Origin of the sequence: Neobacillus drentensis (genome assembly GCF_036965425.1) — a bacterium.
GTDB classification, from domain to species: domain Bacteria; phylum Bacillota; class Bacilli; order Bacillales; family Cytobacillaceae; genus Neobacillus; species Neobacillus drentensis_F.
Genome location: NZ_JBALPP010000042.1, coordinates 110,726 through 122,307 on the forward strand (window position 1 = coordinate 110,726; position 11,582 = coordinate 122,307).

Below are 11,582 nucleotides of genomic sequence, written 5' to 3' on the forward strand. Positions count from 1 at the left end.
CTTGTTTTTGGTAAAAAATGTCTAAATAGACAAACCCTGCGAAAAAATAGACAAACGACCGAAAAACATAGACAAACCCACCCAAAAAATAGACAAAACAAAAAAACGGCCACAATCAAGGCCGTTTTATTCCTCATATTCCGCCAAAATCTCATCAATCGTGAACTTTAAGCCATGATACACGAACAAAGCGGCAATCGCCGAAGGATATCCGTACCGATTTCCTAAATCATCAGGAAGTAGGCCTTTTGTCAGCCGCAAATCAATATGGACATCGGCCAATTCAGCCAAACCGCCCCCAACAACGACCGTCGATACCGCAACAAAAGGGATGCCTTTTTCTTGTAGCTGGCGAGCGAGCTCCATTGCGGCTTCATCATCGGACTGCCTCGTGAAAATCAGCACCCGGTCGGCTTCACTAACTTTCTCTACATTGGTTAAGCCTTGTGCCCCCTTAAGCGGCTCCGCTCCTTCTAATGCCTCAAACTCCACAGCTTTCATTTCTTTCGTGCCAAAAATAAAAATGGACTGCCCCTGAGCAAGCAAGCGGGCGCCATCCTCAAACGCAAATTCTTCTTTTTCCTCAAGTCTTTTAAATAACCCAGTTAATTGAGTAGCAAACATTTTTAACATGATAATCCTCCTTATCGCACCCTTATTATAGACTTTTTTTAAAAATTCCACAAAATAACATTATTCTAGGCAAAATTTTTGCAGGAATTTTGCCTTAAAATGTAGAACTATAACAAGTGAGTGTTTAGGTGGAATTTACTAACTAAAAATTGAGAATCTATCAAATCGGGAAGAGGTGGAAGTATGAAAGAGAAAATTTTAATCGTTGACGATCAATTTGGTATTCGGATTTTGCTAAATGAGGTGTTCCAAAAAGAAGGGTATCAAACATTCCAGGCGGCTAACGGCGTTCAGGCACTTGATATTGTAACAAAACACGACCCTGATCTTGTCCTTTTGGATATGAAAATCCCGGGCATGGACGGAATCGAAATCTTGAAGCGAATGAAAGTCATCGACCCAGACATCCGTGTGATCATCATGACCGCCTACGGAGAATTGGATATGATTCAAGAAGCAAAAGACCTTGGGGCCATCACTCATTTTGCTAAACCATTTGATATTGACGATATCCGTGCTGCAGTACGAAAGCACATTCCACAAAAGGCAAACTAAAGTCATTTTTTTAAAAAAATAACGAGAATCAAAAAGACAAAAAGGCAGAGAAAATGCCTTTTTTTCATACAAAAGGTGGAAATAGGAAAATGACCACGCTTTCATTATGACACTTTTAAAAACACTGTTAGATTAATGGCATTTCTACTTTTATTCTGATATGATACATATGAACTTTTGACCGGTTGCTATCTTTTCAGATGGATACATATTCACTTCAATTAGGGAAAACATTTATATGAAAAGATATCGACCCAATTTAAGGAGGAATAGAAATGCCTTTAGTTTCCATGACAGAAATGCTTAACAAAGCGAAGGCGGAAGGCTACGCGGTGGGGCAATTTAACCTTAATAACTTAGAGTTTACCCAAGCGATTCTTCAAGCTGCTGAAGCAGAAAAATCACCGGTTATTCTTGGTGTGTCTGAAGGGGCAGCCCGTTATATGTCCGGCTTCAAAACCGTTGTAAAAATGGTAGAGGGCTTAATGGAAGATTTAAACGTTACCGTTCCAGTTGCGATTCACCTTGACCACGGTTCAAGCTTTGAAAAATGTAAAGAAGCGATCGATGCAGGCTTCACATCTGTTATGATCGATGCTTCACACCACCCATTTGAAGAGAATGTCGCTACGACTTCAAAAGTAGTAGAATACGCTCATTCAAAAGGTGTTTCAGTTGAAGCAGAATTAGGAACAGTTGGCGGGCAAGAGGACGATGTGGTTGCTGACGGCGTTATCTATGCAGATCCTGCAGAGTGTAAAGAGCTAGTAACTCGTACAGGCATCGACTGCCTTGCACCAGCACTAGGTTCCGTACACGGCCCTTACAAAGGCGAACCTAAGCTTGGTTACAAGGAAATGGAAGAAATCGGTCAAGCTACTGGTCTTCCGCTTGTTCTTCATGGTGGAACAGGAATCCCAACAGCTGATATCCAAAAGTCCATTTCTTTAGGAACAGCGAAAATCAATGTTAATACTGAAAACCAAATCGCATCTGCGAAAGTTGTTCGCGAAGTATTGGCAGCTAAACCAAATGAATATGATCCACGTAAATATTTAGGACCAGCTCGCGATGCCATTAAAGAAACGGTTTCTGGCAAAATGCGCGAATTCGGTTCTTCAGGCAGAGCGTAATACAAGACGCCTTCTATGGACGTTTTTGTAGTTTGCCGCAATTGTGATAAAATGAAAACCGCCCTTATCTAAAGGGCGGTTTCAGTGTGTTAAACGTAAACTGAAAATTTAGTCGAAATTTGGAGGGAAAATCATGAAGTTTTTTATCGATACAGCGAATTTAGAAGAAATCCGTGAAGTGCATGAATTAGGGTTATTATCAGGTGTAACAACGAATCCATCACTAGTTGCAAGAGAAAAAGACGTTTCTTTCCATGACCGTATTAAAGAAATTGCGGCGCTTGTTCCTGGTTCAGTCAGTGCGGAAGTTATCTCTCTTGATGCTGAAGGCATGATTAGAGAAGGAGAAGAACTAGCTGCCATTGCCCCAAATATTACGATTAAAGTTCCAATGACTCCAGATGGATTAAAAGCATGTAATCATTTTTCAAAAAAGGGAGTCACCGTTAACGTAACCTTGATTTTTAATGCGAACCAAGCATTGCTTGCTGCAAGAGCAGGTGCTACTTATGTTTCTCCGTTCCTTGGCAGATTGGATGATATCGGCCAAAATGGTTTAGAGCTCATTTCACAGGTTGCTGATATTTTTGCTGTTCATGGCCTTGAAACTCAAATCATTGCTGCCTCTATCCGTAACCCAATCCATGTAACAGAAGCAGCATTAAGAGGCGCAGATATTGCGACAATTCCTTATAAAGTTCTAATCAGCTTGTTCCATCATCCGTTAACAGATAAAGGGATTGAAGGCTTCCTAAAAGACTGGAATGCCCGCAACAACGCCTAACCAATCTGCAGTTTTTCCATTTTCGTACAAATTTTTTTAATATGGATACATGAAAATAAAATTTTAGTGTAAACTATAAGATAGACAAACTGTCGGAATTTGACTTTTTATGTTGGAAAAATATACCTAGAGCCTTGCGTCAACATCAAGGCGTTTTTTTACAAACGGCTGTAAGCGCATTCGGAATAAGGCATGGCTTAGAAGGGAGTCGAAAATGGAAAAACTTAAAATTGCAGGCGGATATCCGCTGAAGGGAACGGTTCGCATCAGCGGAGCTAAAAATAGTGCCGTTGCCTTAATTCCTGCCACCATTTTAGCAGAATCACCAGTGACAATCGAAGGATTGCCGGAGATTTCGGACGTGGAAATCTTAAAGGATTTGCTCGAAGAAATAGGCGGCAAAGTTGAAATAACGAACGATGAAATGACGGTTGACCCATCGACGATGATTTCTATGCCGCTGCCAAACGGAAAAGTAAAAAAACTGCGCGCGTCCTATTATTTAATGGGGGCGATGCTCGGCCGCTTTAAAAAAGCCGTCATTGGTTTACCAGGCGGCTGCCATTTAGGGCCAAGACCGATTGATCAGCATATTAAAGGCTTCGAAGCACTTGGCGCGCAAATCACCAACGAACAAGGGGCGATTTATTTGCGTGCGGACGAGCTTCGAGGTGCACGGATTTATCTCGATGTCGTCAGTGTGGGTGCGACCATCAATATCATGCTTGCTGCCGTTCGGGCAAAAGGACGGACAATCATTGAAAATGCGGCGAAAGAGCCGGAAATTATTGATGTCGCTACACTTTTAACGAACATGGGCGCGAAGATTAAAGGGGCCGGAACAGACGTGATTCGGATTGATGGCGTGGACACGCTGCACGGCTGCCGTCATACGATAATTCCTGACCGGATTGAAGCAGGGACCTATATGATTTTGGGAGCTGCCGTTGGGGAAGGAGTCCTCATCGACAATGTCATCCCGCAGCATTTGGAATCATTAATTGCTAAGCTGCGTGAAATGGGCGTCTATATTGAATCAGGCGACGACCAGGTGTTTGTCGACGGCGGAGCGGCGAAATTGAAGGCTGTAGATATCAAAACGCTTGTTTATCCCGGCTTTCCAACCGACCTGCAGCAGCCATTTACAACTCTTTTAACAAAAGCAACCGGTTCAAGCGTCGTCACCGATACGATTTATGGTGCCCGCTTTAAACATATTGATGAACTTAGAAGAATGAACGCCAATATCAAAGTGGAGGGCCGTTCGGCAATCATTAATGGTCCTGTCCAGCTTCAAGGGGCAAAAGTGAAGGCGAGCGATCTTCGTGCCGGAGCGGCTCTCTTTATCGCGGGCCTCATGGCAGAAGGGATTACCGAAGTAACTGGCCTTGAACACATCGACCGCGGCTACAGCAATCTAGTTGAAAAATTAAATGGCCTCGGTGCGACGGTGTGGCGTGAAGCTTTAACGAAAGAAGAAGTCGAGCAGTTGAAAAACACTTAATCTAAAGACAGAAGAAAACGGGGGATGGAATTCATGGAAAGAAGCTTAACGATGGAACTTGTCCGCGTCACAGAAGGAGCGGCGCTGGCCTCTGCACGCTGGATGGGCCGCGGAAAAAAGGATGAAGCTGACGGTGCTGCTACATCGGCGATGCGCGATGTATTCGATACCGTTCCAATGAAAGGTACCGTTGTAATTGGTGAAGGGGAAATGGATGAAGCACCTATGCTTTATATCGGCGAAAAGCTTGGCACCGGCTATGGACCGCGTGTAGATGTTGCCGTTGACCCGCTTGAAGGCACCAATATTTTAGCGTCTGGCGGCTGGAATGCTTTGGCCGTTTTAGCAGTAGCCGATCATGGGAACCTTCTTCATGCTCCAGATATGTACATGGAAAAAATCGCCGTCGGTCCTGAAGCCGTTGGCCAAATTGATATCAATGCGTCTGTTTTGGACAACCTGAAGGCCGTGGCCAGAGCGAAAAACAAAGATATCCAAGATGTCGTGGCAACCGTATTGAACCGTCCGCGCCACGAGCATATTATCGCCCAGCTTCGTGAAGCAGGCGCCCGGATTAAGCTGATCAACGATGGTGACGTCGCTGGTGCCATCAATACGGCATTCGACGATACCGGTGTCGATATTCTGTTTGGCTCTGGCGGTGCGCCAGAGGGAGTTATTTCGGCGGTTGCGCTGAAATGTCTCGGCGGCGAAATCATGGGAAAACTTCTGCCGCAAAATGATGCCGAGCTTGAGCGTTGCATCAAAATGGGCTTAGATGTAAACCGCGTACTTCGTATGGAGGATCTTGTAAAGGGCGATGACGCTATTTTTACCGCAACTGGTGTAACTGACGGTGAATTATTGCGCGGCGTTCAATTCAAAGGATCACATGCCTCGACACACTCGATTGTCATGCGTGCTAAATCCGGCACGGTCCGCTTCATCGAAGGCCGTCACAGCTTGAATAAAAAACCGAATTTAGTAATCAAATAATTAGAAAAGCGGAAGCGCCTTGACTAGGGGCGTGAGTCTAGACGAGCCGGCGAGAAGGTTGTTTTTTAACCTTCTTGTCGGATTGGCTTATGACCCCGAGCCCCTAGGCGCTGTAGCTGGACATTAGATAGAAAAAGGGGAGACCAGCCAGCGGTTGGTCTCCCAAACTCCAATATCTCCAAGAGGGATTCCTTTCAGAAAAAATTTCCAACATCAGATAAAAGAAAATCTAGTTGATTATTTTTTTGCTCAGGGGGTAAAATAGATATTGTTTTTTGTCTTGCATATTTTTCTGCAAATCTATTCATTTCAATTCTACTTCTATTTCAATTCCTCTAATCTCTTAATTACCTATTGACCATCTTTTACAAAAAGAAAGAGCGGATTCGAAGGGAAAATTTAAAAGTGTGGTGTACTAATGGACTTAACTATTTCAAGTTTAGAAAACATGAAGCTGAAGGAGCTTTATGAGCTTGCGCGCGAATATAAAGTGACCTATTACAGCAAATTAACAAAAAAAGAATTAATTTTTGCGATTTTAAAATCCCGTGCCGAGCAGCAGGGCTATTTCTTTATGGAAGGCGTCTTGGAAATCATTCAGTCAGAAGGCTTTGGCTTCCTGCGTCCGATTAACTATTCGCCAAGTTCAGAAGATATTTATATTTCCGCCTCGCAAATCCGCCGTTTCGATCTGCGCAACGGGGACAAAGTGTCCGGTAAAGTTCGTCCTCCTAAGGAAAATGAACGTTATTACGGTTTGCTTCACGTAGAAGCGGTAAATGGTGAAGATCCTGAATCAGCAAAAGAACGCGTCTACTTCCCGGCCTTGACGCCGTTGTATCCGAACCGTCAAATGAAACTGGAAACAACGCCAAAGCATCTTTCCACCAGAATCATGGATTTAGTCGCTCCGGTTGGTTTTGGACAGCGCGGTCTGATTGTCGCTCCTCCTAAAGCCGGTAAAACGATGCTGTTAAAGGAAATCGCCAACAGCATTACGACAAACCATCCGGATGTTGAATTAATCGTACTTTTAATCGACGAGCGTCCGGAAGAGGTTACCGATATTGAGCGTTCTGTAGCTGGTGATGTCGTCAGCTCAACGTTTGATGAAGTGCCGGAAAATCATATTAAAGTCGCTGAGCTTGTGCTGGACCGTGCAATGCGTTTGGTCGAGCATAAACGCGATGTTGTCATTTTGATGGACAGTATCACGCGTTTAGCGCGTGCCTATAACCTTGTCATTCCCCCAAGCGGGCGTACACTTTCCGGAGGTATTGACCCAGCTGCGTTCCACCGTCCGAAGCGTTTCTTCGGGGCTGCCCGTAATATTGAAGAGGGCGGCAGCTTGACTATTTTGGCTACGGCACTTGTGGATACCGGGTCACGTATGGATGATGTTATTTATGAGGAATTTAAAGGGACAGGCAATATGGAGCTGCATCTTGACCGCAGTCTTGCGGAGCGCCGTATTTTCCCTGCGCTTGATATCCGCCGTTCCGGAACGCGTAAGGAAGAATTGCTTATTCCAAAAGATCATCTTGATAAATTATGGGCGATTCGTAAGTCAATGTCCGATTCACCGGATTTTGCAGAACGCTTCTTGAAAAAATTAAGACAGACGAAGTCAAACGAAGAGTTCTTTGCACAGCTTAATGAGGAACTAAAGTCACGTCGTTCCTAAATAGAATAGAAGGGCCGGCCTGGTTTAGTCACAGGCTTGAGTTCCTTTTTCAAAAAAATAAAGAAGTCCTTTTCAAAAAAATCCCAACTTGCAAAAGTAGGTTACCCTTGTTATAATGGGTTCAGTGTGTTTTTAGTATTTCATGCTTGTTTTTAAGACAGGCATTTATATAACTCTGTTTCGAAAGATTCAGGGCGGAAGGAGATGAAAAGAATGAAAGCAGGAATTCATCCAAATTATAAAACAGTAACGGTGACATGTGCATGTGGTAATACATTTGAAACTGGTTCTGTTAAGAAAGAAATTCGCGTTGAAACTTGTTCAGAATGTCATCCATTCTATACTGGTCGCCAAAAATTCGCTGAAGCTGGCGGACGTGTTGACCGTTTCAACAAAAAATACGGCCTTAAGCAGCAACAACAATAATTATTGCAAAGACAACAGGCGAGTGGGAAAACTTACTTGCCTGTTTTTTTATTTGACTTTTAATGATATTTTTAACATAAATTTGATCGTTTATCAGGGTTCGTTTAGAGGAAGGAGACGCCGTTTATGTATTTAATGAAGCAAAGCGGATGGGTTGAGGTTATCTGTGGCAGTATGTTTTCTGGAAAGTCGGAGGAATTGATTCGCCGTGTTCGGCGGGCTCAATTTGCCAAACAAAAAATAGCTGTGTTTAAGCCGAAGATTGATAATCGCTACAGTGAACAGTCTGTCGTTTCCCATAATGGCTCTTCTTTTCATGCGAAGCCAATTTCCCATTCGATTGAGATTCTGCATCATGTTGAAGCGGATATGGATATAATCGCGATTGATGAGGTTCAGTTTTTTGATGAAGGTATTTTAAGGGTTGTGCAGCAGCTGGCTGACAGCGGCCATCGCGTCGTATGTGCCGGTCTTGATATGGATTTCCGCGGCGAGCCGTTTGGGCAAATGCCGGCGTTGATGGCGATTGCTGAAACGGTAACGAAGCTGCAGGCTGTTTGTACGGTATGCGGTTCACCATCGAGCCGGACGCAGCGTCTGATTGATGGACGCCCTGCTTCGTATCATGACCCGGTCATTATGGTTGGCGCGTCCGAAGCGTACGAGCCTCGCTGCCGTCATCACCATGAAGTGCCAAAAACAGCATCATACCGCGGGGCGGTTGAGCAGGAAGTTTAATGTTTGATACATAACTGTCTAGGACGTAATTCCTGGGCAGTTTTTTGTGTACTTGGAAAGATTTCTCTCGTTCTGTTCTGCAAGCTGCCGGGCATGATAGTAATGGGAGGTGTTTTATGCGGAAAACGTGGATGTTTCTCTCGTTAATCATGTTGTTATTGGTAACTGGATGTCAAGGCAATCGTGCGGCAGACGAAAAAGATACCGCATATGATTTGCGGAAAGACCGAACGTCACCTAATTTTATGTCCAACCGCAATAATGGGGGCGAACGGGACGTGGCGGAAAATGATATTGCCGATCAAAATCCTAACTTCCTTAATCTGAATAGGTCGGGAGATCGCGGAGAATATGATGGTGAAAATCAGGGCAGCGATGTCGACAAGGCGAAAAAGGTTATTGCGGCAACAGACGAGTTTGTCACCGACTCCGTTTGGATGAATGGCGACCGGATGTGGGTTTCTGTTTATAAAAAAGGCATGCTCTCCGACAGGGAAAGAATGGATGCCGAAGCACGCCTCCACCGCAAACTAATGCGGGCCCTGCCCCGTTACAATATTGAAGTTCGAGTGAAGGAAGACCGAAGATAACATGCTCTGTTTACCAGGGCATGTTTTTTTGTTTTTGTTTTTCTAAATTAGTCCTTAGGAGCGATGAAAAAAGTAGTCGGCGGTGTCAATGCCCGTGAAGGGAGAAAAAAGTGTCTGACGGTCACAGTGAAGGGCTGACAGTGCCCGTGAAGAGAGAAAAAAGTGTCTGACGGTCACTGTGAAAGGCTGACAATGCCCGTGAAGGGAGAAAAAAGTGTCTGACGGTCACTGTGAAAGGCTGGCAGTGCCTGCGAGGGGAGAAAAAAGTGTCTGACGGTCACTGTAAAAGGCTGACAGTGCCCGTGGAAGGAGAAAAAAGAGGTCGGCGGTCACTTTGAAGTACAGTCAGTGCCAGCGATAGTTGTGTAAAAAGAAGTATGCAGTCACTTTAACGGAATTTAAAAAGTTGTTGTAAAAAAATTCCCTGCAGAAATTGGTTTTGACGGAGTTTAACGCCTATACTATAATTAGAATGTTATGGACTAAAACTCGAGGTGAATAACTTGTTTGATCGTCTTCAATCCGTTGAAGATCGCTACGAAAGATTAAATGAACTTTTAAGCGATCCGGAAATCATTAATGATTCAAAAAAACTACGTGAATTTTCAAAAGAACAATCTGACATACAAGAAACTGTGCAAACATACCGCCAATATAAAGAGGCTCGCGAACAGCTTGCTGACGCAAAGGCGATGCTTGAGGATAAGCTCGATGCCGATATGCGTGAAATGGTGAAGGAAGAAGTTAGTGAGCTTGAAGCCCAAATTGAAGAATTAGAAGCAAAAATGAAGATTCTTCTGATTCCGAAGGACCCGAATGATGACAAAAACGTTATCTTCGAAATCCGCGGTGCAGCCGGCGGGGATGAGGCGGCGCTGTTTGCTGGTTCGCTTTACCGGATGTATAGCCGTTATGCAGAAGCGCAGGGCTGGAAGACTGATTTGATTGATGCCAGTCCGACTGGCCTTGGAGGCTACAAAGAAATCAGCTTTATGATTAATGGTACGGGTGCTTACTCCAAATTGAAATTTGAAAATGGCGCGCATCGTGTTCAGCGTGTTCCAGAAACAGAATCGGGCGGACGCATTCATACTTCAACAGCAACGGTTGTTTGTTTGCCGGAAGCAGAAGAAGTGGAGATTGAAATCCACGATAAAGATATTCGTTTTGATGCGTTTGCTTCCAGTGGTGCCGGCGGACAGTCCGTTAATACAACGATGTCAGCGGTTCGTTTAACTCACCTTCCAACAGGAATTGTGGTATCCTGTCAGGACGAAAAATCACAGCATAAAAACAAAGACAAAGCGATGAAAGTATTGCGTGCGCGCGTCTATGATAAATTCCAGCAGGAAGCACAAGCAGAATACGATCAAGTGCGTAAATCGGCGGTTGGTACCGGCGACCGTTCCGAGCGGATTCGTACTTATAACTTCCCACAAAATCGTGTGACGGACCATCGCATTGGTTTAACAATCCAAAAGCTGGACCAAATATTAGAAGGCAAGCTGGATGAAGTCATCGATGCCTTGATTATGGAAGATCAAGCGAAAAGACTGGAAGAGGCTGCAAATGAGTAAAAAAGTATTCGAAGCTCTTAATTGGGCTTCTTCTTTTTTAAAAAAAGCAAATCGGGATGAGAATGCGGGCGAGTTATTGCTTCGGTATTTTACCGGAATGTCGCGGTCGAAGCTGTTTGCCAATATGCGCGATGAGGTAGATCCGGCTGTGCTGTTACGTTTTGAGGAAGCTGTTCACGAGCATGTCCGCGGTGTACCGGTTCAGTATATGATCGGCTCTGAGGAGTTTTATGGCCGGTCGTTCCTTGTCAATGAAGAGGTTCTCATTCCAAGGCCGGAAACAGAGGAACTTGTTTACGAAACGCTCAAGAGAATAAATAAGCTGGGTTTAAAAAAGGTAGTGGATATCGGTACGGGTAGCGGTGCGATTGCCATCAGCCTGAAGCTGGAGCAGCCAGCTTTAAAGGTTTTCGCTTCTGATATTGCGGAGGAATCCTTAATCGTGGCGCGGGAAAATGCCAGCCGGCTTGAGGCCGACGTAGAATTTATCCAAGGAGATTTGTTAAAGCCGTTTATGGGCGGCGAGTTTGATGTTGTTATTTCTAATCCGCCGTATATTCCGACGGGGGATATGGTGACGATGTCGGAAGTGGTTACTGAGCATGAACCGCATCGGGCTTTGTTTGCGGGCGAGGACGGACTTGATTTTTACCGCCGCTTTATGCACGAGCTGCCTGAAGTGCTAGCTTCGCGTGCGCTGGTATGTTTCGAAATTGGGGCCGGTCAAGGCGAGGCGGTAGCGGAGCTTTTTCAAAAGGCATTTAAGGAAGTTAAGGTTGAAATCGTGAATGATATAAACGGCAAGGACCGGATGGTGTTTGCGGAAATTGGCTTCGGGAAGTGATCTCCCGGGGCTATTTTTATAGTGTGGGTTTCATAAAGCCCGAGAGGTTGGAAAAAGAGTCTTGACAGTCGATAAGAGAGGTTCATAATGCCCGAGAGCTTGGAAAAAGAGTCTTGAC

Annotated in this window: 12 protein-coding genes; 11 read left to right on the plus strand and 1 reads right to left on the minus strand. The window is 44.6% G+C overall.

The window, feature by feature from the left end:
• Window positions 1–126: 126 nt before the first annotated feature.
• Window positions 127–633: a DUF2529 domain-containing protein gene (locus V7161_RS11845; protein ID WP_335445353.1), complete on the minus strand. Its 507-nt coding sequence runs from the start codon at window positions 631–633 to the stop codon at window positions 127–129.
• A gap of 183 nt (window positions 634–816) precedes the next feature.
• Between V7161_RS11845 and V7161_RS11850 the strand changes: the two genes are divergently transcribed.
• From V7161_RS11850 to prmC, 11 genes are all read left to right on the plus strand, one after another.
• The gene (locus tag V7161_RS11850) at window positions 817–1,188 is read left to right on the plus strand and encodes a response regulator (RefSeq protein ID WP_223594925.1); all 372 of its coding nucleotides are present in this window, start codon (window positions 817–819) and stop codon (window positions 1,186–1,188) included.
• Between the two features lie 275 nt (window positions 1,189–1,463).
• On the plus strand, window positions 1,464–2,321 hold the full coding sequence (locus V7161_RS11855) for a class II fructose-bisphosphate aldolase (RefSeq protein ID WP_223594924.1): 858 nt from the start codon (window positions 1,464–1,466) through the stop codon (window positions 2,319–2,321).
• A 133-nt stretch (window positions 2,322–2,454) separates the two neighbouring features.
• Entirely contained in the window at window positions 2,455–3,105 is a 651-nt protein-coding gene (fsa, locus tag V7161_RS11860) for a fructose-6-phosphate aldolase (RefSeq protein ID WP_289987531.1), read from the plus strand.
• A gap of 214 nt (window positions 3,106–3,319) precedes the next feature.
• On the plus strand, window positions 3,320–4,609 hold the full coding sequence (locus V7161_RS11865) for a UDP-N-acetylglucosamine 1-carboxyvinyltransferase (protein ID WP_335445354.1): 1,290 nt from the start codon (window positions 3,320–3,322) through the stop codon (window positions 4,607–4,609).
• A gap of 33 nt (window positions 4,610–4,642) precedes the next feature.
• Window positions 4,643–5,605, plus strand: a complete 963-nt coding sequence (gene glpX, locus V7161_RS11870; protein ID WP_289987529.1) for a class II fructose-bisphosphatase — start codon at window positions 4,643–4,645, stop codon at window positions 5,603–5,605.
• A 418-nt stretch (window positions 5,606–6,023) separates the two neighbouring features.
• Window positions 6,024–7,289 carry a transcription termination factor Rho gene (gene rho, locus V7161_RS11875; RefSeq protein ID WP_335445355.1) on the plus strand — a complete coding sequence of 422 codons (1,266 nt, stop codon included), beginning with the start codon at window positions 6,024–6,026 and terminating at the stop codon, window positions 7,287–7,289.
• Window positions 7,290–7,502: 213 nt separating this feature from the next.
• Window positions 7,503–7,715 carry a 50S ribosomal protein L31 gene (gene rpmE, locus V7161_RS11880; RefSeq protein WP_149872389.1) on the plus strand — a complete coding sequence of 71 codons (213 nt, stop codon included), beginning with the start codon at window positions 7,503–7,505 and terminating at the stop codon, window positions 7,713–7,715.
• A 126-nt stretch (window positions 7,716–7,841) separates the two neighbouring features.
• Window positions 7,842–8,453 (plus strand): thymidine kinase, encoded by a 612-nt coding sequence (locus tag V7161_RS11885; protein WP_335445356.1) that lies wholly within the window; start codon window positions 7,842–7,844, stop codon window positions 8,451–8,453.
• Window positions 8,454–8,569: 116 nt separating this feature from the next.
• On the plus strand, window positions 8,570–9,043 hold the full coding sequence (locus tag V7161_RS11890) for a hypothetical protein (RefSeq protein ID WP_335445357.1): 474 nt from the start codon (window positions 8,570–8,572) through the stop codon (window positions 9,041–9,043).
• A 503-nt stretch (window positions 9,044–9,546) separates the two neighbouring features.
• A complete protein-coding gene (gene prfA, locus V7161_RS11895) occupies window positions 9,547–10,620 on the plus strand; it encodes a peptide chain release factor 1 (protein ID WP_335445358.1) in 1,074 nt (357 codons plus the stop codon).
• Window positions 10,613–11,464, plus strand: coding sequence for a peptide chain release factor N(5)-glutamine methyltransferase (gene prmC, locus V7161_RS11900; protein ID WP_335445359.1), 852 nt, complete (start codon window positions 10,613–10,615; stop codon window positions 11,462–11,464). Before prfA ends, prmC begins: the two co-directional genes overlap by 8 nt.
• Window positions 11,465–11,582: the final 118 nt, after the last annotated feature.

Coding starts and splice junctions, on each gene's coding strand:
- V7161_RS11855 (WP_223594924.1), top strand. CDS start 1,464: ATGCCTTTAGTTTCCATGACAGAAATGCTTAACAAAGCGAAGGCGGAA.
- rho (WP_335445355.1), top strand. CDS start 6,024: ATGGACTTAACTATTTCAAGTTTAGAAAACATGAAGCTGAAGGAGCTT.
- glpX (WP_289987529.1), top strand. CDS start 4,643: ATGGAAAGAAGCTTAACGATGGAACTTGTCCGCGTCACAGAAGGAGCG.
- V7161_RS11850 (WP_223594925.1), top strand. CDS start 817: ATGAAAGAGAAAATTTTAATCGTTGACGATCAATTTGGTATTCGGATT.
- rpmE (WP_149872389.1), top strand. CDS start 7,503: ATGAAAGCAGGAATTCATCCAAATTATAAAACAGTAACGGTGACATGT.
- V7161_RS11865 (WP_335445354.1), top strand. CDS start 3,320: ATGGAAAAACTTAAAATTGCAGGCGGATATCCGCTGAAGGGAACGGTT.
- V7161_RS11890 (WP_335445357.1), top strand. CDS start 8,570: ATGCGGAAAACGTGGATGTTTCTCTCGTTAATCATGTTGTTATTGGTA.
- prmC (WP_335445359.1), top strand. CDS start 10,613: ATGAGTAAAAAAGTATTCGAAGCTCTTAATTGGGCTTCTTCTTTTTTA.
- fsa (WP_289987531.1), top strand. CDS start 2,455: ATGAAGTTTTTTATCGATACAGCGAATTTAGAAGAAATCCGTGAAGTG.
- V7161_RS11885 (WP_335445356.1), top strand. CDS start 7,842: ATGTATTTAATGAAGCAAAGCGGATGGGTTGAGGTTATCTGTGGCAGT.
- V7161_RS11845 (WP_335445353.1), bottom strand. CDS start 633: ATGTTAAAAATGTTTGCTACTCAATTAACTGGGTTATTTAAAAGACTT.